Raw genomic sequence first — 25614 nt, 5'->3', positions numbered from 1 at the left:
AGCAGCATCAATTTAACGGGGAGTTGGTGTCCGGTTTTGTAGGGGCAAGTCCAATCGGCCTGTACTTGTCCTTCCAGTAAGAACATCAGGGTAGTAACCAGTATTAGGACACGCATAATCACTCCCAACGCCGATTGGTGGCTCGGACCGCAGCAGTTCCTGGACTGTAGCGGCCAGCCAGGCGATAGGGCGACAGGCCAACGGCGTAGCCGAATGCCAGCAGACGATTACGCAACGAACGGCTCCACCAGCCGTCGCGCTGCCAGCGTCTGGGGTCGATCTGTAATCCCCGCTCAAGGCGTACGAAGCGGCCAAGCCTGCGTAATCGGTCTATTAATTCAACCTCCTCGAACAATGGCCAGGGGCGATGTTGGCCGCATACTTGGTAGGCGCTAGCCAGGATGAACAAACCCTGGTCGCCATACGGCACTCCGAAGCGGTTGCGCACGGCGATCAGCTTTTCGAGCGAGCGGCTCTGCCAACAAGCGGGGCCGGCAAAGCGAAAAGCAAAGTAGCCGCCCACCGCGCCTGCATCGATAGCGGCACATAGCTTGGGTAGCGGATTGCCGAACAGTTGAGCGTCGGCATGCAAAAACCAGAGGATGGAGTACCGGGCATGGGCGGCGCCCAGGCGCATTTGTTCGCCGCGACAAGGGTGTGCCGGGAGCCATTGGGCATCATGCTGTAGGCAAATTTCGCGGCAATTTTGGCTGCGCGCCGCGTCGACCACGATAAGCTGCAGGACTTGTCGCGTTGATTGTGCGAGCCAGTTCAATTGGGCGAGCAGCTGGCGGAGCAAGTAACACAAGCGGTTAGACGTGCTCCCACGGCTGTTGAAGATAAGCGATCCGCCATAACAAAAACCTGAATCGAGGAAAGAACCATGCGCTACTCATGTCCCGACCAGCCCAATGGACAAAGCCATCGTCCGATCACCGCAATGGTGTCGGCCAGCGTGCTGGCAATGGCCCTAGCCGGCCCGGCGTTTGCCGCGAATCCCTGTAGTCCCTGTGCAGCCGAAGTCACACCAGCAACGATAAACCCATGTGCAGCAACGAACCCTTGCGCTGCGAAAAATCCGTGCGCCGCGAAATGTGCGCCTTGCGCGGCCAATCCCTGCGCCAGTAAAAACCCCTGCGCTGCCAACCCCTGCGCGGCGAAGATGAATCCTTGTGCGGTCAAGTCAGTCAAACGGCCGGCTGGCTACAAACCTTACCAAGGCTCCACCGCCGATCTACGGGCCTATGGCGAGAAGCTCTACGAGGATACGAAGCTGAGTACCAATGGTCTGTCGTGCGAAACCTGTCACCAGGGCGGCAACCTGTTCCAGGCGAGCTTTGCCAAGCCATTTCCCCATGAGGTGGACATGGCGAAGAAGCAGTTCGGCATGTCCCAGGTGTTCCTCGACGAGATGGTGCAGATTTGCATGGTCGCACCCATGGCGGCCAAAGCCCTGGATTGGGAGTCGAAAGAGCTGGCGGCGCTGGTCGCCTATACGGCCAGCCTTCAGACCAGTTTCAAACCGAGCCCCGGTTCGGTTAATCCCTGTGCCGCGAAAAACCCTTGCGCTGCCAAGAACCCCGGCGCGGCCAAGTAAGCATGGCGCCTTGATCGGAGCGGCCGCTCCTCCGCTCCGGTCCTTTTTGAGGGTTTGCGATGAATTCCCGACTTCATACTTTTGATACGGCGCTCCCGGAATTCGCCATCGAATTACCCGAGGCCCAGCAGCTGACGCCGTCTGAGCGCCAGTCGCTATTGACCGCGGCGCAGGAGGTCCGGCGCTGTCAGAGGGCGCTGTCCAAGGCCGATCTGAACGTGGTCGGCGAATTGCTCAAGGGGCACGATGGGTTCTACGAGATGAATCACTATCCCGATGGCGACGTGTATGATCGGGACAGCCATGCCCAGTATTATTATCACGCCCATCGTGAAGGCGGCGTCGAGCATGGTCACTTTCATACCTTTATTCGTGGCCAGGGCATTCCCCGCAACGTGCAACCTTTGTCCGCGCCAGAAAACAGCGAACCCTGGCCGAGTAGCGACGAGGCCATCGCTCATCTGGTCGCCGTGTCGATGGATGCCTGGGGGCAACCGATAGGCCTGTTCGCCTGCAATCGCTGGGTGACCGGCGAGACTTGGTATCCCGCCGAAGCGGTAAAACAAATGCTTCCGGTCTTTTCAATTGAGCATGCCTATCCGTCCTGGGCGACCAATCTGTGGTTGACCGCGTTGCTGCAGCTGTTCCGACCGCATATCGAGGCTTTGCTCGAACATCGCGACCGGGTTGTCGAGGCCTGGCGGGCGGCGCACCCGGGAGAGGACATCTTCGAGGACCGCGCGCTGGAGATCACCGGTTATCTACCTATCTCGGTGGATGACTGGGTAGAGGCGCTGACTCAGGTCTGACGCGCGTTTGCGGATCCCTCGGCAGGCCGCCGGTAACTGGAGCAGGCCATACGGGCGACCACCGGGGCTGCGTCATGAATTGGTGGGGCTGTCGGCACCATTATCGTCTCGCCGAGCGCGGTGGATTCCGAGCTGGAGCTGGGCAGTTCTCGTCCGGCAGGCCCCAGGCATACTGGGGTTCAATTAGCTGGCTATTCCTGCAGGTGCGGTAGAGCACCATAGCTTATGCAGTCGAACTGCCTGAAGTGTTGCGCCCCCTTGCAGTAATTCTGGCCGGGCTAGCGATGCTAGGCAGGTGAGTGGCGTCCGTCAGCTAAATTAAACTCCCGGCCCGGCTGCCCTGTCAGGTTCTAGACAACCTGATCCGATTTTTCTTTCCATAGGCAGTCAGCATTGAGGAAACATCATCCATGAGCGAACAGAACGACATCTTGTTTCGTAGTTTCAAGCTAGGCGATCTGACATTGCCCAACCGAATCATCATGGCGCCATTGACGCGGTCGCGTTCTTCTCAGCCCGGCGACGTACCTAACGAGCTGAACGTTGAGTACTACCGTCAGCGTGCCGGGGCTGGGTTGATCATCGCCGAGGCTACCCAGGTATCGTCCCAGGGCAAGGGCTATGCCTTTACGCCTGGCATTCATTCTGACGCTCAAATCGAAGGCTGGCGCAAAATCACCACGGCGGTGCACGAAGCGGGCGGGCGTATCCATCTTCAACTGTGGCACGTCGGACGCATTTCCCATCCGCAACTGCAGCCCAATGGCGAGACGCCCGTCGCCCCTTCGGCGATCAAGCCAAAAGGCGCGCAGACTTTCATTACCGCCGAATCGGGGATGGTCGAGATCCCTGAACCAAGGGCGCTTGGGACCGATGAAATTCCTGCGGTGGTGGAGCAGTTCCGGATTGGCGCGGAGAACGCCAAACGCGCCGGTTTCGATGGCGTGGAAATTCATGCCGCCAATGGCTATCTGATCGACCAGTTTCTTCGCAGCGACACTAACCAGCGCACCGATCAGTACGGCGGCTCTGTGGAAAACCGTCTGCGTTTCCCGATGATGGTAGTCGATGCGGTAATCGGAGTCTGGGGGGGCGAGCGTACCGGCATCCGAGTCAGCCCCACCGGCAGCTTCAATGACATGCGTGATGCCGATCCGGTCGCTACCTATGGCGCGTTCGCCAAGCGTCTCAATGAGGCAGGCATCGCCTACATTGAGGTGGTCGAAGATTCCTTCCAGGGCAATCTGGAGAAAGGACGGCCTCAGCCGGTTATCGATACGATCCGAGCAAACTTCAAAGGCCCGTATATCGGCAATGGTCATTACACCGCCGACGAGGCGCGACAGCGTATCGAAGCGGGGCTATGCGATCTGACGTCCTTCGGCCGTCCGTTCATCTCTAATCCTGACCTGCCGGATCGGTTTCGGCGAGGCGAGCCGTTGAACGAGTGGGATTCCAGCTCTTTCTATGGCGGCGACGAGCGCGGCTATACCGATTATCCGACGCTCGGGAATACCACCCGGCCGTGAGGTCTTTCAGGCGCGCTTACCAAGACGCCTTTCCGTGCGAAGCAGTGCAAAGACCTGTCGCTTAGGCAGATCGGTTGGAGGCCCTTTGACTTACAGGAGCTAGAGCTGGCGGGCAGAGAGTCAGAAGGAGTTTTCGGGCATTGCTGGCTAAACCGAGCGCTGCGAATTATCCATTAGAAAATCCGGGACGATGACTCGTCAGTCATCGTCTTGCTTACGTTTAGACCGCAAGCCCTGGCATCACCGCAAAATAGGCGTTGAGCATGTAAAGTCCCGACAATATGAACAGGATTCCGCCTATGCATTCAATTGCCTTGTTGAGTTTTCCAAGCCCCGCAAGCTTGCCAAGCAGGCCCATTGCGGTAGCTCCGATCGCAACCGGGATGCTTCGACCCACTGCGAATACCAACAACAGCAACATGCCATAAATCGGCGACCCAATGGCGGTTGCCACACCGAGCAGAATAACCAGTGCTGGTGTGCAGAATGGGCAGATAGCCACAGAAAAAGGCACGCCGAATGTGAATGCGCTCAAGGCGTTGGTAACGGGTCTGGCCTGTAGGCTGAACGTTGGAAGAGGAAGTCGCAGCCAGCCTGGCCACATCAGTCCCAAGATGATCAGGAGCGGGCCAAGTACCAATCCCCATGCCCTTCCAAGCAGTTGTTCAACCCAGGCACCGCCCATTCCGGCAATGAGGCCTAGCAAGGCATGAGTCGTAAGCATCCCCAGGATGAAAAAACCTCCGAAGATCCTTCCTTGCATGGGAGTTCGTGACTTTGTGACATATGCGAGTGAAACCGGGATTGCGGCAATGGCGACTGGATTGAAGCTAAAGAAAAAACCGGTTGCTAAAGCGATCCAGAGTGCACCGAGTCCAGGGTTTGTCACAGTCTGGCGAAGCGTTTCGAAATCCATTAGGACTTGCACTGATTGAGCAGAAAGGCTTCGAGCTGTCTAGCAGACGGCAGCGCTGGAAAAGCGAGCGAGCCGTCGATCGCAAGGGCCGGTAAGCTCAGCACGCCAAGAGACACAGCGTAATCAAGCTCTTCGATTACGTTAACTTCACGCCAGATAAGATTATTCTCGCCAACAATCGAGGCCGCGAGCGCACGGAGGGTGTGCTGTGTGGTTGTGCATTTCTTGCAACCTGGTGCGGCAATCATTTCGATCGTAACACTCATATCGACATCTCCTGAGTGCTCGTCTCCAACGCTTCGAGAATTGCGCATCTATCGGTAGGGGCGATACCGCCGTCGCAATCGCTTATCAACCGGTCAAGCGCCCGTGACATATCCTGTAAGCGGCGTATTTTGGTTTCAATCAAGAGCTTTTTCCTGATTGCCAGACCGCGTACATCGTCGCAGCACGCATGTTCCGATGTTTTCATCGTTAGAAGCTCTTTGATCTCCGAGAGGGTAAATCCTGAATTCTGCGCCTGTTTGATGAACTGAATTCGCCGCGCGGCTTCTTCACTGTACAAGCGGTATCCAGCGGCTGTTTTGGCTTCGGGTGCGATCAAGCCTTCCTTTTCATAATATCGAAGCGTGTTGGTACTGACTCCGCCATGGCGAGCGACTTTTCCGATGGTATCCATGCAAGCCTCCTTTTCGGTCACTCTAAACCTTGGCGTAACCACCAAGGTCAAGCATTTATCTAATTGAGCCCCGATAGTGCGCCGAGCCGTATCGGGGCTTGAATATCAGGCTTTACCCAGCCCAGCTACTCGTAAGGCCTCTTCGTCGATGCCGGTGCTACTGCAACATGCGGCGAGGTGGCCGTTGATGGCTACTGCCGGCACCGCGCGGACACCCAGATCGCGGGCACGTTTAGCGATGGCGATGTCGTTCATGTCAAGAACCACAACCTCGCAGGACGGGCAGGCCAGATGGTTAACTAGGTCCACTGCGTCCTGACAGGCTGGGCAGCCAGCGGTAAAAATCTCGATTCTTCGTTTGGTAGTCATGCGATCTCTCCTGAAACGTTGAGTGCATATCCGCAGGTTAGGTCTCGCGTTGCACGTTTGTACGTTAGTCTTTGGCCCGTGCTTCAAGGTCAAGCAGAAATCGCGTTCTTTATGTCATCAGCATGGTTTTGTCTTCAATCCGAACGATCACCAGCGCCATCAACTAATCCTGTTTCGTGCGATGGCAACGTCACGACAGAAACGCCTTCACACGCTGGGTGTATCAAAAATCGGAGTGAAATCGCTTCCAGGCATGGCCCGTCCTGCCGAAACGCCGACCGGTCGCTAGCTGAGGCGAAAACCTTCGGTAACAACCACCGCAGCATTGCGTGGATACCGAAGTGGTGCATCGTTTCGGTCTCCAAGAGCGGAAACGCTACCCGAGGGAACCGGGCGTCGAGGCGGGTCAGAACAAGAACAGATTGAAAAGCGCCTGGCGGGGCTGGGCTATGAACGCCGGCAGCGCTGTGGTTGCATTCCACGCGCGATAAACGAATCGCGCCTGTCCGACGGCTGTAGCGCAGGTGTGTGCCAGCCAGACGAAGAGGGGGCCAGCAGCGGGATGACGGAAACCGTAGAGACTTTGCGGTAACTGCTGCTCCGCTGGTAGATCTGGCCGCTTGGTTGCAACAGCCGTATAGCCTGCCGAGACGAGCCTGAAAACCTAGTCGGCCCGTCTGGCGAAAAACATCGGTCACCTGTCACGCCAGGCTTTGGACATGTTCGTAGCGCTGTACGCTTGTACTGCTGGCTCGAAGTTCGTGCTGCCCTCGCGATATGACATCCACAGTTGCATGGCGCACGCCACCTTGAACCGGATCACCCAACTTATCGCATCGCGGACCAAGGAGGCTGGATTGCCACTGGAGCCCTTCACGGCGCACTACCTGCGCAGGCTGGCTCCACGCTCAACGAAGTAGGCTTCAATGGCGACTGGATTGAGAAGTGCGGGCGCTCGAGGACCGGAGTGTGTTAGGACCGGTTAAGCCAATCCGTTCCGACAAGGCTGATATCACGACAGAAACACCATCTCCGGCGGTGTGTGCATCAGAAAATCTCGGTGAGAGATATTCCAGGCGTAGGCTCCGGCCAGCGAAAACACCAACAGATCACCAACGCCCAGAGCCGCCACAGCTTGATCCCGCGCGAGCACGTCCTTGGGCGTGCAAAGTTGGCCCACCAAGGTCACCCGAGCATTCTCCAGCGCCGCTGGCCCGCCACTTCGGACAATTTCGAATGGATGATCGTGGCCCTGTGCGGCGGGCGTGCGGAAATGATGCGTGCCGCCTCGAGCGACGGCAAAGTACAGGCCGTGGTTGCGCTTGATGTCCAGCACCTGCATGACGTAATAGCCACAGCTGGCAGCGATGAAACGGCCTATCTCAAATCGAATGCGCACCCCGCACATGGCCTCCTCGTCGATCAGGGCCGCAAGCGCCTGGCAGAACGCTGCCCAATCGAAGGAGCGCTCCGGGTCTTGGTAGTTGATGCCCATGCCGCCCCCGACATTCAAGGTCGGCAGTTGAAGGCCGTGCCGGTCGGTAATCTTGTGAAAGAAGCGAAAATATTCACGCATCAGCTTCAGATGAGCCTGGGTGTCGAGCTGATGGGAGAGCAGGTGGAAATGCAGCCCCTGAAGCTCCAAGAACGGCTCGGCGGCCAGCAGTGAGAACGCCTCATCCATGGCTTCCTCATCGAGCCCGAAAGGGGTGGGTTTACCCCCCATCACCAGCCGGCTATCGGGCGCTTCTTCAAGCTTGACGTTTAGGCGCAGGAACACCGGCGCAGGATTTCCATGGAGCTTGGCTTGAATGGCAAGACGGCGCAGTTCGCCGAGGCTTTCTACATGAAAAGCCGCTACGCCGCAGTCCAGAGCCGCGGCCAGTTCGCTATCCAGCTTGCCGGGACCGCCAAAAATCAGTGGTTTGTCAGGATGGTGCTGATAGAGCCAACGCAGCTCTCCACCAGAGGCCGCTTCAAACCCATCCACCCAAGGCGCCAGGGTCTGCAGGATCGGTGCTTCGGGGTTAGCCTTGGCTGCGTAAAAAAGCTCGCAATTCGCTGGCAGCACCGCCCGCATGGCTCGAATGTGTGCTTCCAACGCTGACAGATCGTAGACATAAGCGCACATAGGGTCCGCGCTTTTACGGCTCAGCTCGGTAATGGCCTGCCGGACGGATGAAGGCAAGCTCATCGGCAGTGCTCCACGCTTACGCCAAACGGGTTGGGCAGGGCGGTATAGCCTGCGTCGCGATCGGCGCGCATCAGTAGTCGCGTCGTGAAATTCTCCTTACTCGGTAACGGTGCGCCGGCGCACAGCTCGCGGAGCGGTAAGGGGTCGCCGTGAACGAGGCGTTGCGCCTCCAAGATTTCCCCGACGGTGCGCCAAAGACACCTTTCCAGCGGAGCGTCACCGTCCGCGAGGTGGAAGACCGCTTCGCCAAGGTTGTTCACCAGTGCGCAGTAAGCGACCCGCTTCCAGGCCTTGTCTTCGGTGTAGTACAGCGACTGCCGCGTACGCTGATCCAGGTGGGCGAGACGCTCGGGGGGCCAGTATTCAGGCACTAGCTTGGTACCCTCTAGGTCACGAATCCAGACGCGGTCGGGCAGACCGTGATCATCGAATCCGATCAGGGTGTTCTGCAGGTGCGGCTCCAGCGCTACCCCATGTTTAAACAGGCAGAACAGAACACCGACTAGCAGCCGTTCGGCATAGGCACCTAGCCAGCGCTCGGCGGCCTGTGCATAGTCAATGCCCTGTTGCGCGGCGTACTGCATGACGTTTTCGCGGCACGCGCTGTGGCCGCTCAGGGTCCAGGTGAACAGCGACATGGCGACCTGTGGTCGGTGCCGCAGGCGGCTGGCTGTGTCGAGGTTCTCCCGGTACAGGATGCCGAAGCATTCGGTAACCTCGCGAGCTTCTTCCAACGTGCCAAAAGACGAAAGATCCAGGCTGCTCGCAGACGGCTCAGGCATCAATGCGAAGTCGGGCTGCGCTCGCGCGAGGCTGTGCATGAGCGGCGTTAGCAACGCGGTCAGCGCCACAGCACTGTCCAGCTCGTACCAAGCGTTTTTGCGCACGCAGTTGGTCAGCCGTACGTGCACCGAGAATTTCAGGAAATGAGGCAGATCCGGATGGTACAGGGTGCGTACCGAGGACGTTGGGTAAAGCTCAAGCCCCCGCGGCCCCAGATATTCCAGTAGTCCCCCTTGGCATACACGCTGCACCAGCGGATCGGCCAAAATCCGCTGTACCTCCCAGGGGTGGCAGGGATACAGGTGTTCGCCGCCAGCGATTTGTGCAAGCAGCGGGCGCGGGTCGCTGCCCTGGTGGCGTATCAATGTCGGATCTATTTTAAACCAATGCAGCGCAAAGCGTGCGCCGACCTCCGGTGAGCAGGCGAGCAGTTCGCTTTCGGATACCCCGTCGCGGCTTTTGGGGGTCGGATGCAGCGCATGGCCCCACACCTGGCCCTGCTCGGATTGCAGCAGGCTGTCGTCCTGATCGTGATTCGCAGCGGCCCTATGCTGCAAAAAGAGACGGGTAATCCGGTGGCTGTTGCCGATCTGCTGCAGAAGCTCCGCGTGCCTTTCCTGGCCTTCCATGGACGCCAACAGTCGTCGCGCCAGACCATCCAGATTGAGCGGGCGCCAGCCTTGGCCATCGGTCTTGATATAGGGCGGGCCGATAAACCGGCAGCGGCCCAGGGCGCTGGTCCGGTCTGCCACCAACACCATTCGTGCACCGTCAGGCAACTGGATACCGACCCGGTGGCCGGTGACTTGGCGCAGGCTCATGGGGATATCCTGTGCCTGGCAAGCAAAGGTCGCCTGACCACGTGGCAATGCGTACTCGCGCAAATAGCAATTGACCAGACAATCAATGGCGTGGCGCTGGGCGTCGACGTCCAGTGCGCGGTCACGCGGAGAAAAATTCAACGCTACAGTCATGCCGGGAGCTCCTGTTGAGGGGCGACGAGAGGGCGCGCCAATGCCAACGCGGCGAGCGTGGCCAGGCATGCGACCAGAAAGGGAGAGGCCACGCCATGGGCGTGAGTGACCAAACCGGCGGCAACGCCAGCCAGAGCCCCGGCCCACTTGCCGCTGGCGTCATACCAGCCAAACAGGCGTCCGCTGGCGCCTTGCTGGCGACGCTGGCTCAGGCAGCGGTGCAGGCCGACGAAGCAGAGCAGCATGCCCAGCCCACCAATCAGGCGGAGCAGCACTAACAGCTCGGCCTGCTGCACCATGAATTGCAGAAGGTTGCTCAGAGCCAAAAGTGCCAGGCCGGGAACAAGCGCATTGCCGACGCGCTGCTGGGCCCAAGGCAGAGCCAGCAGATAGACGAGATGAGGCAGGCTATAGAGCAGCCCGATCATCGCATCGCTTTCGACTGCAACGGACTCGCCATACAGCACGAAATAGGGAAAGGTCACGACCATGGCGAAGCTGAAGAGAAACTGCACGCAAAGCAGACGCCACATGTCGTCTGGCAGCTCGCTCACCGGTCGCGCCTTGCTGCCGGCAGCGTGCGTCGGACGGGCTGCGTCGTCGGCAGGCAAGGGCAGGATCAGCAGCAGCGCGAGGAGCGGCAACCAGGTCAGGTAGCGATACAGCTCGATACCCAGCCCTCGGGTGGCGAGCAGGCCAATTACCACAGGCGCCGTGAGCATCGCCAGGCGTGCGGAATATTGCGTCCAGTTGAGCGCGCGGGAAAGATCCTCGCCCTTTAATTGCGTCGCCAGGTAGGCATTGGAAGCGGCCATGGCGCCGCCAAAGGTGCCTTGAATGACCAGGGCGAATACGAACAGCAGCAGACTTTCGCTGAAGCCGGCCAGCAGGAAGCCTAGCGCCAATCCGGCGTGGGCGCGCAACAGGGACAGGCGGCAACCATGGCGGTCGGCCAGTCTGCCCCAGATCGGCGCAGCCACTGCGGTGCAAATGGTCGGAAGCACATAGAGAACGCCGATCGCCCACCCCGGCACTGTCACCGCCAGGTCCTCGAGGATGCGTGGAAGGAACAGCGGAATGCCAAGGGCGGTGAAGGCCGAGAGGTAATGGCCGAGCAACACGGAAGCGATCAGTCGTTGCGGCATCAGATAGTGTTCCGCAGGAAATTGGCTGCGCTGTAGCCGTAGTACTTGTTGATGTCCGCCGCGCCGGACTGCTGTTTGCTGAACAGGCTGCCGGCGCTGAGCAGGTACTTGACCGGCAGGTTGGGCCGGTCGATCAGCAGCTGCCGCGCCTCCGCGACGGGCAGCCCTTCCTGTTCCAACCGCGCAAGGCAAGCCCCCAGCCGCTCGCGCATCCAGGCATAAAACTCCGCGCGGGTTACCAAGCCGGCCGTCGCCATGGCCTCCAGCGGCGCGATGATGTTGAGCTGGAGCGTGATGGTGCAGAACATCTCGGCCAGCGGCTGGCAATCGCCGACGCGGATGCGTTCGTCCAACAGCCGGCCGGGTGCGTCCGCCAACGCCGGACAGGCTTGCGTCAGGCGTGGCGCCCAGATCCGGCCGGCATCGTTGTCCTTCATTAGCAGGCGCATCGGCTTCCCGCTTTCCATAACCAGTACGGCATTTTGCTGGTTGGCCTCCAGCGCGATGCCATATCCGAGCCACAAGCGCAGATGGACCTGGAACAACAGATCCAGATATTCCCGCCACCAACGCCGCAGGTCGCCCTGATAGAAGCGTTCCACCAGTGCTTCCAGGAACAATCGATCGTCGGGCAGGGGGCTCGCCAGTGCCGCTACGGGCACCAGTAGCGCATTCTCTAGCTCGTCCGGGTAGCGTCGCAGGATGTAGGCCAGATGGCTTTGCCCGTCCACATGCGCGCCGTGCTGCTCGTCCACGTGCAGGTAACGGGACCCCAGCTCCGAGTCGTGGGCCGCCAGAGTCTGAAGGATGGTTTGGAAGAGATGACCGTCATATAGCGTGCTGGGTTTGATCAAACGCAGATTGCGCGCACCCAATGTGCGGACTAATAGCGGCAACTTAAGATGTTGGTGCGGGTGTTCGACCGGCATCAGCGTACGTACCGACAGCGTCGGTTCGACTTCCAGCGCACTGAGCGGCGCGCGCTCGCTGCCGTCCGGTACGCCAAAGCGATCCAGTTCCGGCCAGGTTAACGGATGCACAGGCAACAAGGCATGGGTCTTCGCGAGGTCGGGTTGCAGCCCCACGTCCTCGAAGCTGGGCCAACAGGCTGGCGGTGGACAGGTTAGCTCCAGGGTGACCCTGGGCACTGCCAGCCAATTCAAGCGGAAGCGCGGAGCGAACTCGGGCGCGTAGCGTTCAAGTGCATCAGCATCGAAACCGCTCTTGGCGCGAGCGGTAGGGTAGAAGGGATGGTCGAGGTAGCTGGCCAGGCGATCGATGCCAAGCTGGCGTCTGCCCCAGTTTGGTTCGTCGAGAATACCGATGATGTCTCTGGCTTTGGTGGCATAGGCCTGGCGACACAGCCGGCGGTGTTCTACCGCGCAATCGGCTTCTTCGATGTAACTGGCGAACAATGCGAGGCTCTCGTCGTCCAACCCGCGGGACAGGCGTTCGAGCCAACGGTGGTAGCCCTGCTCGAGCACGACGCTGTCGCCGTGCCGGTACAGCCAGCTGTCAGACACGGCGCTGTAGGCCTGCAAGGGCGCATCCAGGCGGACGGGTAGCCAGATGTCACCTTCGGCGAGGTTGACGAGGCATAGCCAGACGGCTGGAGCAGGCCCGGGCCAATGGTGCTCCAGCTCCCGCGGCAGAAGGGTGGGGCGAGCCTGGCTGACCAGGTCGCGAATGTTTTCGCGCAAACAGCAATCAATGATCCGTTGGCTGATTGCTGCATAGTCCTGCTGGACACGCGCCATGTTCAGTTCGGCGGTCATGCCAGCTCCCAATGCAGCTGTTCACGAGATTGCATGAGGTGAGCCTGTAGCTGTTCGGCATCCGGCGCGATCAGGCGCAGCACACCGAGATAGTCCTTGTTGGAATGACTGATGTGGACGTCGTCGCCGATCTGGCGCAACGCTTGATAATCCGTCAGGTAACCGTTGTGCTCTTGCACAAAGCTATCGGGAGCTGCCTGCAGGCGGCCGGCGCGCGGAGCGACGAGATAATGCACCAACGCTTGCGCCGTGCCGCTTTGATGCTCGCCCAGGGGCTCGCCTAGATGTAGGCTGATGATGCCGTCGAACCAGCCTTGCGGTAGCAGCCGGTCGAGCAGGAACTCACGTCCGTCACCGATACTGCGGTAGTTGATTTCCACCAGCACCGGCCCGTCGGCGGTGAGGATGAATTCGCTGTGGCAGACTCCGAAATTGATGCCGAAGGCCTGGATCTGGGCCAGCGCGGCGTGCCGGTGCGCCTGGCTCAGCGGCCCGTTCCAGAGGGCTTCGAGCTCGACGAAATGGGGAGGCGCACTCAGATGGACATCGAACCCGCCAATTGCTTGCAGGCGCTGCCCGTCCCCCAGGGTTTCCAGCGTGAATAGCGGGCCTTCGAGAAAGGCTTCGAGCAGCAGCGCACGGTTGGGCTGGCGTTGCCAGAACGTGCGGCAATGGTCGGCGAGCTCGGTCGCATCCCGGCACAGACGAACATCCAGGCTGGCTACGCCCTCGCGGGGTTTGGCCACGACCGGGAAGGGTATATCCGACGGGATCGCTATATCTGGCGTGATCACGCTGAACCATGGACAGGGCAAGCCAAGCTGGCCCAGTCGCTCACGCATGACCGCTTTGTTCTTGGCTGCATAGCACAACCGCCAGTTCTTGCCGGGGCAATCGAAGGCCTCGGCGACCAGGGCAGTGCTGGTTTGCAGATGATCGCTATTGGAAAACACGGCCAATGGTCTTTGACCGATGGCCTGTAGAAGCTCGATGACCGCGAGCGGATTGAAGACGTCACATTCATGGATATCTAGTCCGTCTGCCGAGTGGCCAAGCCTGTCCAGCTGGCGCCAATGGTCCTGAGCATGGTCGGTGATAAGCAGCACGGGGTAACCACGCTTGCGAGCCGCAGGAAGAAAACCTTCGGTTATGGCCAGCGTGGCGATGTGATTGAGTATGACGATAGGCCGCGGCATGTCGGTCTCCGGGGAATTAGAAGCGCCGCCCGTGAACCGGGCGGCGAGGCGGGTCAGAAGCGGTAGTTGACGCCCAGGGTCAGAGTCCGGCCCGGAGCGGGCTGGCGGCCCAAGGGGCTGGTGTCGATTCCGCGGAAGTAGTACTGGCGGTCGAAGAGATTGCTGACGCCGGCGGAGGTGGTCAGTACGCCGTCCTGGAGCTTGAACTCGCGTTCGATGGAGGTATTCCAGACCCAGTAGGCGGGCAGTTCACCCACCGAGGCGGTCGCGTTTTCCTCACGGCTGTTGGCTTCGTCGGAATAGGCGCTGCTCACGTAGAGACCATCAAGGCTGTAGGTCCAGGACCCGGCGAAGCGGTAACGACCGTCGACGGTGAACTGATGCTTGGAGCTGTACGGCACTTCGTTGCCCTTGAACGCGCCGGTGCGCTGTTCAGCTTCCAGATAGGCATAGCCGGCATGCAGGTCCAGGGCGGGCAGTGCTGCCGGAGTCCAGAATACTTCGGTCTCGATACCCTGATGACGGGTACTGCCAAGGTTCCGGAAGCTTCCATTGGAGAACACGATTTGGTCGTCGAAGTCGATGCGGTACAAGCCGAAGTCGACCCGCAGATTATCCACCGGGGTGAAGCGCACGCCAGTCTCGTAGTTCTGCGAGATTTCCGCCTGCACGACGCCGTCTCGAACAATCTGGAACACCTGCGGCACACGTAGCGAGCGCTGGGCGTTGGCGTAGACGAACCAGTCGTCGGTGGCCTGGTAGCCGATGCTCAGGCCGGGCAGCCATTCTTCTGCGATGTTTTTCTGTGGCGTTTGAATGGCACCATTGACCGAGCCTTCATATTCCATGGTGGCATGCTCATAGCGTATGCCGGGGGTAATGGTCAGGCGGTCGTCGAGCAGCTTGATCTCGTTGCTCACGTAAGCGGCCTTGCCCTCGGTATCGAAAACCCAGTCACGCACTACCCTGGTAGTGCCAGTGCTCAGGTCCAGGTTATTGACGTCGAAGTCGACGTTTTCCTTGACCAGGCGCGCGCCGAGCAGCCAGGTCTGGCTGACGCGATCACCGTCAATGCTGAGGCTCAGGCGCGGCTCGCTGCCCCATACGCGAAAATCGCGTGGCGCGTCCTGGAAGCTGGTTGGCGCGGCATCGGGCGTGAATGGCAGGCCAATGAGGAAATTGCGATAGCTATTCTGGGCGAAGTTGGTCCAGCTGAACTCCACTTCGTCGAACGGGCCCATTGCGCCGAAATACTGGGTGTAGGTGCCCCAGACGCGGTCGCTGTCGCCTTCGAAACGGTCAAGGTTGCGGGTCGATTGGCGCGGATCGTCCTTGTAGTCGGCTACGCTCAGTGCGCCAGCCAGGTCCATGTCAGCTTTGTAGCGCTGCACACCGAAGCTCAGGCTGCGCAGGTCATCGATGTCCCACTGGCCGCGCAGGCGGTAGTTCTGGACGTCGGTGTCCGAATGCTCGCGGCCGTACTCGCCGTCGACCGTATTAAGGTCCAGTTGCAGACCGAAGTTGTCGGTCAGGTAGCCCCCAGTACCGATATAGCTGTCCCACAGACGACGACCACCAGCGGCGAAGGTGACGCGTTCCTGCAGCGTGGTTTCCCAGGTTTTAGGAATCGGCGGGCTGATGAAATTGATCACGCCGCCAACGTTGTTCGGGCCGTACTGTACCGCCGCACCGCCACGGACAACGTCGATGCGCTCGGTTGTCGCCAAGGTCTGCGGGAACAGCGACAGGCTGGTCTGGCCGTAGGGGGCCAGCGCCAAAGGAATACCATCAGACAACGCCTGTACCCGGCCACTGCGGCTTTCATAAAGGCCTCGCACGGAAAGCTGCGGGAGAACCCCGGTGCCGGTTTCGTCGAAAATCTTCACGCCCGGAACCCGCTGCAAGGCGTCGTCGAGCCCACGGGTGCTGGCTTTTTCCAAGGCCTGTGCGTCCACTACGCTACGGCTGCCGGGATAAGTGAGGACTTCCTCATCGCTCGCGGTGCCGAGGACGTCTCCTTTGATGACCATCGAGTCCAGGGTGAGCTTTTTGTCCACGGACTCCTGGGCTAAGGATGCTTGTGCCACGGCTGCCGCGAGTAGACCGACGGAAAAACAGAGCTCACGGGATTTCCTAATCATTAGGTTCCATTTCCTTTTTTATGGGGTTGGTGTGGTCAGGTTTAGCAGCCGGCTTTTCAGGGCGTTGAGTAACAAGCCGCGATCTTCGCCGGCGAGGTAGCTGCGAATGCCTCGGGTTCGCCAATGCTGCAGTTGTTCAGAATTGCGAGGGTTGGCGCAGAAGGGAACATCCGCAGCGGCACAGGCGTCGGCCATCTGCTCAAGGGCCTGCCAGACCTGCGAATCGAACGGATCCGGGCCGAGCCCGAGATCAAGCGCCAGATCAAGGGCGCCTTCGAGAATCATGGCTACGCCAGGCAGTTTTAGAATGGCCGGTAGCGCCGCGAGACCGGCTGTGCTTTCAATCATCGGGATGATGCGCGGTTCGGCATTGACCCGCTCGATGTAGGGCTGAAGCGGCAAAGCGCCAAAGCCGGTGCCGCGCCCGCCGGTAATGCTGCGCCGCCCCTGAGGAGGGAACCAGGAGGCTGCTATCGCGGCCTCGACTTCCTTCACGCTTTCGACGCGGGGCAGAACGATGGCGTCAAACCCAGCATCCAATGCTCGCCCGATCAGCTTAGTATCGACAGCAGGCACACGTAACCAGGCAGCGATACCAGCGTGTTCGCAGGCGCGAAGGCAATGCATTAGCTCTTCTTCGGAGCGTAAGAGGTGCTCCATGTCGAGGACGAGAAAGTCGTATCCAGCGGCGGCGCTCATTTCGCAAAGGAGCGGGGAGGGAACGGAATTCAACAGGCCGTAAATGTCCTTCCCTTTATTCAGACGGGACATGGCGTAATCGGGCTTGAGCATTTGCTTTTCGGCACGCTAAAACTGTAAATGGTTTGTAAAATCTAAACGATAACTAATCGCGAATGCAACCGTGTATTAAATGCTGGATTGGCTATGGCGACAGAGAGGAGGGCGGCGCGACCGGGGAGGAGGGCTGTTGGGCGCACGTAAATCTTGCGCTACGTTTCGGGCAACACAGGCGTTTTGCAAGTGGGACGGGGTTCTTGTTGCATGCAAGAGCATTGGTTAAGAGAGCTGAAGAGGCTAGAATTTGAGGCGATTGATTATGGTGTCGCTAGAGTCGTCACCCTTCGAATTGCTCCATCTTCCGCGAGATACAAGAGCCTAGCGGGATGACGGTAGAATCGACGGTAAATTGTACATCGATCAAATTTAGTCTCTGTAACCATGCGGGTTTAGGCGACCTATTGATGATGGAGTGGGTTTTTTACCCCATGGCTCAGATCGCCTAAGAGAGTGCTGACAACCGCTTCCTCTGGAATAGCGAGTCCTTGGGTGTCCATAGCAGCGTGCAGCTCCTTGTCCCATAGAGCCTCGACCCCAAAGATGTCCAAATCGCGCGGTCGTGTCGGCGTTACCATCACCGCCTCGAGGTAGTCTCTGCACCCGAATCGCCAAGGGGCCGCCTGCCAAGTACGCATAACGTGGTTGCCGATGGCGATCCCTGGCCAGTCATAGTCGCCGTGGTAGTGCAGGTGTGCGCCAGCTGTGATCAGTTGGTCGAGCAGGACTCGCTGTGCAGCGGCGGGCATGCCATCGGTGCACACCAATGGAGCACTGTCGGTACCCAGACGGTCGGCGACGATGGCCACGATGTTCGGGTTCTCACACACGTAGATATTTCGCCCGTCTACTTGCCAGGAATATGGCTTGCGAACCAGTTGCCGCAGCGAGAGGTAGCTGGGTTCGCCTGGCAGCCAAGTGCGGGGGGCATCCGGTGCCGCAGGTAGGTTGAGAAAGAGTGCAGGGCGGGCCAGCTCGTTGACGAGTACTCCCGCTCTTGACCAGACTTCGCGTAGCCGCTCCTCGGTGCCGCCACCACTCTCGGCTGCTGCTTCATCCTCCAGGGAGGTTCTCGTGCGCTCATGCAGGCGCCACGCCGACAGTACCAGGCTCGCTACAGGCCGACCGGCATCCAGTGCATGGGCATCGCCCAGGGTTTCGGCGGCCAATTGCGAGCGAGGCAGTCCCTCCACGGGCAGGCGACAGAGCACGCGGTCAACTGCTGCCAGCAGTTGTGTGGCGCGCGTGGGATCGCGTCCCAGACGCTTGAGCAGAGGCATGGACGTAGCGGTATCCTGCAGCCAGGCGCGAAGGAGAGGGCCATCCAGCTGCTCCAGCGCATTTTGTAGCGAGTCAGCTAGCCCAGCGGCGCGCAACCGTCCATTGAGGTCAGCAATGTCCAGCGTCATCGAGCGCGCTATGCGCGAGGGGCGGCCAGTCAGTTGGCAAAGAGCCGAGTATTCCACCGGGTCAAGGTTGTTCAAGTGAATCGAGGATAGCGTCTCCTCTGCATCGGCCAGTTCAAAACGGCGGCGCAGGCGCTGACGTAAGGCAACCAGTGCTGGTTCACCCAGCAGACGTTGTAGACGTGAGTCAGGGATGGTCTTCATACCAGGGGGAACCTGCGGTCAGGATCTTCTTCGAGTCGCTTTGCACGACCATCCCAGGTCCAGCGCGAGACGAACACCGCGTCGATACCTTCGCGGCGCTGCAACTGGCAAATCGACACGCCAGGTAGCTCCGCGTAGCAGGCCCACTCCCGTTCGCTGGTGATGACGAAGTCCAGGTCGAATTCCCGCACCAGTCCCATGCAGTGTGCCCGAGCGGTATCGTCGATACCGGCGAAGGCTTCGTCGAGCAGCATCAAGCGTGGCGCCAACGGACTGCCACCGTGGCCGTAGAAACTGGCGATGGCGGCGAACAATGGCACGGTCAGGCCTAGTGCGCGTTCGCCGCTGGAGGCGGGGCCGGACAACTTACGCCACTGGCCATCCTGCTGGCGCTGGATGCGGAAACGGTGCCAATAGCGGTAATCCAGAGCGTGTGCGAGTTGCTCGAGTAGGCTTCTGCCGGCGCTGTCGGCGTCGGCCAGGGCGCGTTCGGCGGCGATCTGCTGTTGCAGCATGACGCCTACCGCACGCCGGTCTTCAGTCGACCAGAGGTCGGCGCTGGTATTTAGCAGGCTTTTGCGGGCGGCCTCCAGGTCAGCCGGTGCGCCTTCCGCGGTGGATAGCGGCTCCCATAGCAGGCGGTAGCGCACGCCCGTGCTGGTTGGGCGTTTGTGCAGTTCGTGGTTTATCGCCTTGACGCGGTCGTCGGCAGCCCGCATCAGGCGCTGGAGTTCGGCGGCGATCTCCGCCTGAAGGTGGTTTTCCAACACTTCGCGTTCGCGTGCCGACAACAGTTCGCTGCGCTGGGCAATGTCCTCGACCAGCAATAATGCGAGCGTGTCGGGACGCTCGGCACGGTTCTGGTACTGGATGGTGACGGTGATGCCCCAGTCGTTGGGTTCCGAGATGGCCTGGTGGTTCAAGGCGCTCAGCCCGCGCTGCAGTTCGCTCAGGTCTTCGGCGGTCCGTTTCTGTACGCGGGCCCAGGTGGCCTCGTCATCGGCGATGTCAGCCAGCGCCTGTTCGATGCGGCGGGCCAGATTCAGCGCCGGGTCGATGCTCCAATGCTCAGGCAATTGCAGGTCCGGCAATGCGGCTGCCAGCAGGCCGCTGGCGCTGAAATGGCGAAGGCGCTCAGCGGCCGTAGCGCGCTCGTCGCTACGCTCGCTCAGTGTCTGCTCGGTGCGTTCGACATGCGCTGCGGTCACGGCCAGCCGCTTTTCCGCCTCGCCCAGCGCCGTGCGGCGCGTTTCGGCGTCCTGCTCGGCCTGGGCACGTCCAGTGCGCGCAGTGGCCAGTTTGTCCAGCAATTCTTCCACCTGCTGGCCGATGGACTGGCGTAGCGTCTCGAAGCGGATCCGGGCCTGTTCGGCCTGCTCGTCGGCGACCATCAGAGTTTCCTCGGCCTGTTCCAGCACCCTGCGCGCTTCGCCTTCGCGTTGTTGCTGCTGGCACTGATCGGGCCATGCGCGCTGCCACTCGCGTGCCGCCTGGACCAGATGCGCCTGGGCATTGGCGAAGTGTTCCAAGGCCTCTTCGGTTGCCGATAGCAGCTCGGGGTCTGCCGGCAGGCGCAGGTCGGTCGCGTCGTGGTGTAACTGCTCGCGTGCCGATTGCCATGCGTCTTTGGCTTCCTGGCTGCGTGCTTCTGCCAGCACCAGCAGCTGCCGGGTCCGATCGACATCACGAGCGGCCTGCAGCGCGGCAGCAATCGCATCGTGCAGCGGGCGCTCGGAGGGTACGCTTTTCCGTTCCCGTTCGGCTTGGCTGCGCTCGGCGGCCAGGGTTTCGTATTGTCGTTCGAGCTTGGCTTGCGCCATGTCGAGTTCGGCGAGGAGGGTGGCGAGTGCTTCCAGCCGTCGTTGCCGCGCCAGTTCCCGAGCGCTGCGGCCGATGTAGCCTGCCTCGGTTTTTTTCCAGGCACCTGCCAGCGGCCCCAGACGATAGCGGCCATCAGGTGACAGCCAGGCTTCGGCATCGCTAGGCTCCTGCGTGCCGTAAGCCACGCCTGCCAACAGAGCAGTCAGCATTGCTAGTGCGATCGGGCAGGCCTCGGGTAATGCGGGAATCAGCGCAGCGTTCAGGTTGGCACTGTTCACTGGCGCGCGCTGGTGCCAGCTGCTATCCAGCAGCGGAGTACCGTCGCTATCGCTCAATACCCCATTAGGCGACAGCCAGGCGTCAAGCAGGCCGCTGGCTTCCAGGGCGGCTTCCAGCCCGGCACGTTGCGCGGCATCCAGGCTCGGGTGGAAGTCCACTACGTGCCAGAGCGGCGCGCCGTGCCGTTGCAGACGCACGCCACTGGCTCGAGTGGGCGGCTCGGCGGGCAGCGCATCTTCGCCGGCGGCCAGGCGGGTGCGCTCGTCCTCGATATCGGCGCGCTGTTTGTCCAGGCCTGCGAGGTTACTGTCCAGCTCCGCCTGTTGGGCTGCGTGTCGTTGCAGCGTCGTCTGCCAGGCGCTATCCAGTGCCACTTGCGCTGGGTTGTCGCCTTCCGGGTGAGCCGCCCACTCGGCCAGTTGCAGCAAGGGCTGCTCAGCTTCGAAGCGCAGTTGGACGAGGCTTGTGCAGTGCTCGGACCAGGTTCCGAGCAACGCGCTGCCTGCCTGTTCGGCCTGCTGGTCGGCCCGCTCGCGCTGTGCCAGCGCTATGCCCATTTCACTGCGAATGGTCCGTAAGTTTTCTTGCTTGTCCGCCAGTACCGCCTGGCGCTGGCTGACCTCTACGTGGCGCTGACGCAGATGGACGATGTCCTGGCGCCGATTCCTCACCAGCTCCCGCAGGGCTTCTTCAGCTGCCCCGTACTCGGGTGGATGTGCCGCCAACGCTTCGGCTTCAAGGCTAAGCAGCGGGTTGATTGCGAGGTCAGCGGTTATAGCAAGTGCCTCGGCCGCGTCCTGCGTGCGAGTACGCGCCTTGTCCAGCTCATCGCGAGCCTGAGTGGCCGCAGCGGTCCGCCGCTGGCTCAGTTCTACTTCGCTATTGAGTTTGCTACGCGCTTCATCGCGCTGTCGGCTTGCCGTGTGAGCTGCACGTTGCCGTTCGGTGGCATTGCGTTCTTCCAGGGCAAGACGGTTGGCATCTTGGTTGGCGGGATCGCTCTGCAGCGTATCCACCAGCTCTCGGGCTGCCGAATACGTCAGCTTCGCCGCCTCGTGCGCCGCAATGGCCTCACCTTGCGTGCTCTGTGCCCTGGCGAGTTCAGCCTGCGCCTGATGGCGGGCCTCGCTGGCGTTGTCGAAGTGGGTTTGAGCTTGGCGTAGTTCGCGTGCCTGGCGCCGCGCCAACATACCGGTGTAGATGCGGTAGCGCCGTTCGAACTGGGTGACGGTTCGCTCCAGTAGCCGCGTTTCCTCCAATTGAATGCGATCTTCTTCCAGCTGGTTGAGCGCCTCGGCCACATCGCCCAGCAGTTCGGGTGGTAACGGAGGCAGTGACTCGCTCAGGGCATTGGATAGGCCGGTTTCGTCGGGTTTCTTCGACAGTTGTGGCTGGCGTAGCTGGATCAGCGTATCCATCAGAGCGTCATAGCGCCGTGTCCCTAGCTGGAACAGGCGCTCGTCCACGGCACGGCGATAGAGCTGATGGTTTTCGAATAGTTGGCCTCGTCCTCCAAGCGCATCGCGCAGGCGTTCGCGAGTAAGGACCTGGCGCTCGGCAGTGGTTAGCCAAAGGTCTTCGCCGATACGTGGGTCTACTGTCGTGCCGTCACCTTCGACGATGAAAAACCAGCTGTCTACCTGAGCCCGGCCATCGACTGCCGACAAACCGACCCCGAGGGTCAGGTAGCGGGGGCGGCCATCGCGCTCGCGTCGGCCGAACTCGATCCAGCTGTAGCCGATACGGCGGGGATAGCTGCCGACCAGGAGGTTCCAGGCCATCTTCTTGCCACTATCGCCGTCGGGCTCGACGCGCGACGAGCGCAATTGTGCGTCCAGCAGCAACGGTAAGGTCAGCGACAGCACCTTGGACTTGCCGGTGCCGTTATTGCCGCGCAGCAGTAAATGGCCATCGTGAAACCAGAATTCCTCACTGTCGTAGTGGAACAGTTCAACGAGCCCCAAACGCAGGGGTTGCCAGCGATCACGCTGAGGCTCGGGCAATGCGGGGCGAGAGGAGGTGATGAAGAGGTCACTGGTCATGCGTCAGGCTCGGATAGAAACAGGGATTCGGCACTCTGGACGTTGCGCACCTCGGTCTGCCCGAGCGAAAAACGGGCAATGGCGGGCAAAGGGTGCACGCTGTGCGCATCGCGTAGCATCAGGCCCAGACGACATAGACGCGCAATGGCTATTTCCCCCAGCTCGTGTTCGGCCCCTGGCGCGCGCGCCGACTTGCGCCAATAGCGGCCATACCGTCCCGCGGCCTCGCGCAGGAACAGGGCGATTTCGCTTTCGGCCACTCGCAACGGGGCACGGTTTTCCCGCAGACGCCGGGCCAGGTGCTCCGCTACCAGCAGTGTCACATGGGCCTCGGTGCCTTCGGCGGGCATGGCCACATCGGTTAGCTGCCCGCTCTCGTCGATCAGCGCCAGGCCTTCAGCACGTTGCTCAGCGACCATTCCGGTGGCTTCACACAGGCGGTTGGCGAGAACACCGCGCTGATTGACGAAATAGCTGCGCGCCTCTTCGTCCAGGGTGTCGGTATAGAGCACAGGATCGTCGAGCAGGCGTCGCGCTAGGTGGTGGCGTATGGCATCGCGCCTACCCTGTTCGCTGTCCACCATAAAGCCAACCACCAGTGCATGCAGCCGCGCCTCGGTATCTCCCGGAGTCTCTTCTTTGCTCCAGGTCGACGGGCCGCGCACCGCCGCCAGCAGGCCGGCCAGCAGACGACGATGAATGTCGTAGAGCGCGTCGGACTGTGGCCCGCTGCCGTCCTGAACGAAGCTCTCTTCCTCACCGGCGACTCGTTCGAGGATGCCTTGATCCAGTAGTGTGCGGCACACCATGACCAACTCGCGTCTTTCGGCAGCACCGTACAAGGTGAAGGCGAAGCCCAGGGCTTCCAGTGTCGGGTCGGCGGCTTGTTGTACGATCCGTTCGCCGATTTGTCGCAGCGTGATCTGCGGGTCGGCTCGCTCCAGCACTGCAGCAGCCAGACACAGCAGTACATAGCGACGCCGGTCGTAGTCCGGCAGGCCGCGGGTCGGGTCGGACAGGTCGGCCGGACGCTTGAACAGGCGGGCACCCTCGCGGTCCACATACAGCGGCCAGCCGGCCTCGCGGGCGAACCACTCGCGCAGACGCTCGGCTTGGCGCCGTACGGCGGGGAAATCAGCGTTCCCTGGCGGCATGAGCGGACACATCAGCAGGCTGCGTAGAGCCCGGCGGAATTCGTCTTGCTGCTGCGCCTTCTGCGTTTCTCCGACATGCCGGATGCCTCGGCGGGACGAGGGCGTGCTCATGATCTGTCCTCGGTGAGCCGGATCGTCAGCAGATGATCCCGGCCGGAGAACACCCCGGCTACCGTGCAGATTCGAGCACGACTGCCTTCAGCCAGAGGCTCCAAGCGAATATGCAGCAGACCGTCGCCGGTTTGACGCTCGACAGGACTGTTCGGGTCATGTTGTTCGGCCAGTGCTTCGCCAAGCAATCCCAGAAAGAGGCCGAAGGCATGCACGTCGAGCTCGCCCAGCTCCGATAAACGCGTCGGGCGACCGGTCGCCAATCGCCGGCGCACGGCCTCGACCTGGCGCGACTCCTCTGCCAGTTGCTGAGCCATCAGTGCACGATCCCGGCTACGATCCCGCACTTTAGCCAGTGCGCTACGCGGCGCGGCTTCGCCGTACTCGCGCAAGCGGGGATTGATGATCAGCGGAGGTGCATCCAGCCAAGAGGTGCTCGCTGGCACGTCGTCCGCATCAGCAATCTCAAGCGAGAAGTGGCGTGCTGGCTGCAGCGAGAATGCTGCATGCGCGAGGCGGTGGGTATCGTCGTCGCTGTCGCATGCGGCGAACCACTGCGCCAGCACTCGGAAATCGGCCGACCGGTCGCTGCGCCCGCTGCGTCGCTCATTGATTGCCGCGATAGCACTTAATAATTGCGGAATCGCCGAGCGCGCCCGAGCACGCAGCAGTTCTGCTTGAGGTGGTTCGTTGCCGGTGGTCAGAAACCAGCCGCGCAATCCTTTCCAGCGCTCGTGCCAGATGTCCTGGCGACGCTGTGTTTCCTCCGTCTGCTCGCCAGTGCCGTAGGGGGAGGCATCACGCGCTTCACGTGCAGCGACTTGGCGCAAGACGTAGTCGATGGAGGCGGACAACTCAAGCAGTGTCTGGGCAATGACATCGGAGCGGCGGATCAGATCGCCCATGAAACGCTCGAGATAGTCGATCAGTCGTCGCTTGTACGCGACCAATGTGGTTGCGTCGGCCTGTTGCAGTTCTAGACTACGTGCCACTCCAGCCATGAACGCCTGGGCGTTTTCGGTGAGGCCCTCAAACACTCTCACCAGGTCGCGTAGAATCTCATGCGCCTTGGCGGTATCAAGGTCGTTGACGGATTGCGCCGCAGCTATCAATCGCTGCAAGGCTCGCAAACGGCTGTCGATGTCCTCCAGCGCGACTGTCTGCAGTTCTGCACGGTGACGGAGGCTTTGCGCGAATGCTATCAGGCCGGCCTCTACCGCCTCGCCGCCGCGCGAGAGCCGATAGAGAAAACGTGCTCGATAATAATCGTTGAGCGTGGATACGCGCGTCATGTCTGGCTGTGATTCGAGATTGCCCCAGGCAGCTAGCTGAGCCAGTGCTGCGGCAATCTCTTCCTGAGCAGGTGGCGTTCTGTTACCCCAATTCGCCTCGGACAATACTTCGTCGGGCCGCAATTGCAGGCGGTACTGGCGCTTGGCGGCAGCGAACACCTCCATGATGGAGCGATAAAGGGTCGCTTTTTCCGCAGTGGCGTGGCGGAACAAGTCCGCAGAAGTCTCAGGCCAAGATGAATCGCGAATCACCAAATTTTCCCCAGTGACCTTCCGTGATCGATGAGGCCATTCTTCAGTCATCTTCGCTATTTGCCAAGCTTCCCTTTAAGCCAAATGATATTGGAGTGGATGACCTGGTTTACTCATCGTGTCGATGATGAAGATATGTCTGTGTGCTCTT

The 25614-nt window shown here is 60.8% G+C and carries 19 protein-coding genes and 1 pseudogene; 4 read left to right on the top strand and 16 right to left on the bottom strand.

The window, feature by feature from the left end; all coding sequences use genetic code 11:
* Window positions 1-118 precede the first annotated feature (118 nt).
* Complete coding sequence (locus AC2LD7_RS16065; protein ID WP_484598732.1) at window positions 119-799, bottom strand: glycosyltransferase; 681 nt, start codon at window positions 797-799, stop codon at window positions 119-121.
* Window positions 800-1162: 363 nt separating this feature from the next.
* On the opposite strand from AC2LD7_RS16065, the gene AC2LD7_RS16060 reads away from it, so the two are divergent.
* The 3 genes from AC2LD7_RS16060 (at window position 1163) to AC2LD7_RS16050 (ending at window position 3935) form a co-directional block, all read left to right on the top strand.
* Window positions 1163-1597, top strand: a complete 435-nt coding sequence (locus AC2LD7_RS16060) for a hypothetical protein (RefSeq protein WP_484598730.1) — start codon at window positions 1163-1165, stop codon at window positions 1595-1597.
* 59 nt (window positions 1598-1656) lie between these two features.
* A complete protein-coding gene (locus AC2LD7_RS16055; RefSeq protein WP_484598729.1) occupies window positions 1657-2406 on the top strand; it encodes a DUF6969 family protein in 750 nt (249 codons plus the stop codon).
* 410 nt (window positions 2407-2816) lie between these two features.
* Entirely contained in the window at window positions 2817-3935 is a 1119-nt protein-coding gene (locus AC2LD7_RS16050) for an alkene reductase (RefSeq protein ID WP_484598728.1), read from the top strand.
* 220 nt (window positions 3936-4155) lie between these two features.
* Here the strand turns inward: AC2LD7_RS16050 and AC2LD7_RS16045 are convergent, their stop codons facing one another.
* The 4 genes from AC2LD7_RS16045 to AC2LD7_RS16030 all read right to left on the bottom strand — a co-directional run bounded on the left by AC2LD7_RS16045 (window position 4156) and on the right by AC2LD7_RS16030 (window position 5899).
* Complete coding sequence (locus AC2LD7_RS16045) at window positions 4156-4851, bottom strand: cytochrome c biogenesis CcdA family protein (protein WP_484598727.1); 696 nt, start codon at window positions 4849-4851, stop codon at window positions 4156-4158.
* On the bottom strand, window positions 4851-5117 hold the full coding sequence (locus AC2LD7_RS16040; RefSeq protein WP_484598726.1) for a thioredoxin family protein: 267 nt from the start codon (window positions 5115-5117) through the stop codon (window positions 4851-4853). The genes AC2LD7_RS16045 and AC2LD7_RS16040 overlap by 1 nt, the downstream gene beginning before the upstream one ends.
* Window positions 5114-5530: a heavy metal-responsive transcriptional regulator gene (locus AC2LD7_RS16035; RefSeq protein WP_484598725.1), complete on the bottom strand. Its 417-nt coding sequence runs from the start codon at window positions 5528-5530 to the stop codon at window positions 5114-5116. The genes AC2LD7_RS16040 and AC2LD7_RS16035 overlap by 4 nt, the downstream gene beginning before the upstream one ends.
* Before the next feature lie 105 nt (window positions 5531-5635).
* A complete protein-coding gene (locus AC2LD7_RS16030) occupies window positions 5636-5899 on the bottom strand; it encodes a thioredoxin family protein (RefSeq protein ID WP_484598724.1) in 264 nt (87 codons plus the stop codon).
* Between the two features lie 686 nt (window positions 5900-6585).
* On the opposite strand from AC2LD7_RS16030, the pseudogene AC2LD7_RS16025 reads away from it, so the two are divergent.
* Window positions 6586-6869: pseudogene (locus AC2LD7_RS16025) on the top strand (tyrosine-type recombinase/integrase); the annotation flags it as partial.
* Window positions 6870-6911: 42 nt separating this feature from the next.
* On the opposite strand, the gene AC2LD7_RS16020 reads toward AC2LD7_RS16025, so the two are convergent.
* The 11 genes from AC2LD7_RS16020 to AC2LD7_RS15970 form a co-directional block, all read right to left on the bottom strand.
* Window positions 6912-8093, bottom strand: coding sequence for a type III PLP-dependent enzyme (locus AC2LD7_RS16020; RefSeq protein WP_484598723.1), 1182 nt, complete (start codon window positions 8091-8093; stop codon window positions 6912-6914).
* Entirely contained in the window at window positions 8090-9850 is a 1761-nt protein-coding gene (locus tag AC2LD7_RS16015) for an IucA/IucC family protein (protein WP_484598722.1), read from the bottom strand. Before AC2LD7_RS16015 ends, AC2LD7_RS16020 begins: the two co-directional genes overlap by 4 nt.
* Window positions 9847-10995, bottom strand: a complete 1149-nt coding sequence (locus AC2LD7_RS16010; RefSeq protein WP_484598721.1) for an MFS transporter — start codon at window positions 10993-10995, stop codon at window positions 9847-9849. Before AC2LD7_RS16010 ends, AC2LD7_RS16015 begins: the two co-directional genes overlap by 4 nt.
* Entirely contained in the window at window positions 10995-12770 is a 1776-nt protein-coding gene (locus AC2LD7_RS16005; RefSeq protein ID WP_484598720.1) for an IucA/IucC family protein, read from the bottom strand. Before AC2LD7_RS16005 ends, AC2LD7_RS16010 begins: the two co-directional genes overlap by 1 nt.
* Window positions 12767-13966, bottom strand: a complete 1200-nt coding sequence (locus AC2LD7_RS16000; RefSeq protein ID WP_484598719.1) for a siderophore biosynthesis protein PvsA — start codon at window positions 13964-13966, stop codon at window positions 12767-12769. The genes AC2LD7_RS16005 and AC2LD7_RS16000 overlap by 4 nt, the downstream gene beginning before the upstream one ends.
* Before the next feature lie 53 nt (window positions 13967-14019).
* Window positions 14020-16107: a TonB-dependent receptor family protein gene (locus AC2LD7_RS15995; RefSeq protein WP_484598718.1), complete on the bottom strand. Its 2088-nt coding sequence runs from the start codon at window positions 16105-16107 to the stop codon at window positions 14020-14022.
* Between the two features lie 18 nt (window positions 16108-16125).
* A complete protein-coding gene (locus AC2LD7_RS15990; RefSeq protein WP_484598717.1) occupies window positions 16126-16899 on the bottom strand; it encodes an HpcH/HpaI aldolase family protein in 774 nt (257 codons plus the stop codon).
* 404 nt (window positions 16900-17303) lie between these two features.
* Window positions 17304-18512, bottom strand: a complete 1209-nt coding sequence (locus AC2LD7_RS15985) for a TIGR02679 family protein (protein ID WP_484598716.1) — start codon at window positions 18510-18512, stop codon at window positions 17304-17306.
* On the bottom strand, window positions 18509-22654 hold the full coding sequence (locus AC2LD7_RS15980) for a TIGR02680 family protein (RefSeq protein ID WP_484598715.1): 4146 nt from the start codon (window positions 22652-22654) through the stop codon (window positions 18509-18511). The genes AC2LD7_RS15985 and AC2LD7_RS15980 overlap by 4 nt, the downstream gene beginning before the upstream one ends.
* On the bottom strand, window positions 22651-23919 hold the full coding sequence (locus AC2LD7_RS15975; protein WP_484598714.1) for a TIGR02678 family protein: 1269 nt from the start codon (window positions 23917-23919) through the stop codon (window positions 22651-22653). The genes AC2LD7_RS15980 and AC2LD7_RS15975 overlap by 4 nt, the downstream gene beginning before the upstream one ends.
* Window positions 23916-25463, bottom strand: coding sequence for a TIGR02677 family protein (locus AC2LD7_RS15970; protein WP_484598713.1), 1548 nt, complete (start codon window positions 25461-25463; stop codon window positions 23916-23918). The genes AC2LD7_RS15975 and AC2LD7_RS15970 overlap by 4 nt, the downstream gene beginning before the upstream one ends.
* Window positions 25464-25614 lie beyond the last annotated feature (151 nt).

The organism is Stutzerimonas sp., from assembly GCF_982611455.1.
This window is presented reverse-complemented; position numbering and strand designations above follow the sequence as displayed.

What these genes read in the sequence shown, in the direction of transcription:
- AC2LD7_RS16060 (WP_484598730.1), top strand. Translation starts at nt 1,163, where the DNA reads ATGAATCCTTGTGCGGTCAAGTCAGTCAAACGGCCGGCTGGCTACAAA.
- AC2LD7_RS16055 (WP_484598729.1), top strand. Translation starts at nt 1,657, where the DNA reads ATGAATTCCCGACTTCATACTTTTGATACGGCGCTCCCGGAATTCGCC.
- AC2LD7_RS16050 (WP_484598728.1), top strand. Translation starts at nt 2,817, where the DNA reads ATGAGCGAACAGAACGACATCTTGTTTCGTAGTTTCAAGCTAGGCGAT.
- AC2LD7_RS16045 (WP_484598727.1), bottom strand. Translation starts at nt 4,851, where the DNA reads ATGGATTTCGAAACGCTTCGCCAGACTGTGACAAACCCTGGACTCGGT.
- AC2LD7_RS16040 (WP_484598726.1), bottom strand. Translation starts at nt 5,117, where the DNA reads ATGAGTGTTACGATCGAAATGATTGCCGCACCAGGTTGCAAGAAATGC.
- AC2LD7_RS16035 (WP_484598725.1), bottom strand. Translation starts at nt 5,530, where the DNA reads ATGGATACCATCGGAAAAGTCGCTCGCCATGGCGGAGTCAGTACCAAC.
- AC2LD7_RS16030 (WP_484598724.1), bottom strand. Translation starts at nt 5,899, where the DNA reads ATGACTACCAAACGAAGAATCGAGATTTTTACCGCTGGCTGCCCAGCC.
- AC2LD7_RS16020 (WP_484598723.1), bottom strand. Translation starts at nt 8,093, where the DNA reads ATGAGCTTGCCTTCATCCGTCCGGCAGGCCATTACCGAGCTGAGCCGT.
- AC2LD7_RS16015 (WP_484598722.1), bottom strand. Translation starts at nt 9,850, where the DNA reads ATGACTGTAGCGTTGAATTTTTCTCCGCGTGACCGCGCACTGGACGTC.
- AC2LD7_RS16010 (WP_484598721.1), bottom strand. Translation starts at nt 10,995, where the DNA reads ATGCCGCAACGACTGATCGCTTCCGTGTTGCTCGGCCATTACCTCTCG.
- AC2LD7_RS16005 (WP_484598720.1), bottom strand. Translation starts at nt 12,770, where the DNA reads ATGACCGCCGAACTGAACATGGCGCGTGTCCAGCAGGACTATGCAGCA.
- AC2LD7_RS16000 (WP_484598719.1), bottom strand. Translation starts at nt 13,966, where the DNA reads ATGCCGCGGCCTATCGTCATACTCAATCACATCGCCACGCTGGCCATA.
- AC2LD7_RS15995 (WP_484598718.1), bottom strand. Translation starts at nt 16,107, where the DNA reads ATGATTAGGAAATCCCGTGAGCTCTGTTTTTCCGTCGGTCTACTCGCG.
- AC2LD7_RS15990 (WP_484598717.1), bottom strand. Translation starts at nt 16,899, where the DNA reads ATGCTCAAGCCCGATTACGCCATGTCCCGTCTGAATAAAGGGAAGGAC.
- AC2LD7_RS15985 (WP_484598716.1), bottom strand. Translation starts at nt 18,512, where the DNA reads ATGAAGACCATCCCTGACTCACGTCTACAACGTCTGCTGGGTGAACCA.
- AC2LD7_RS15980 (WP_484598715.1), bottom strand. Translation starts at nt 22,654, where the DNA reads ATGACCAGTGACCTCTTCATCACCTCCTCTCGCCCCGCATTGCCCGAG.
- AC2LD7_RS15975 (WP_484598714.1), bottom strand. Translation starts at nt 23,919, where the DNA reads ATGAGCACGCCCTCGTCCCGCCGAGGCATCCGGCATGTCGGAGAAACG.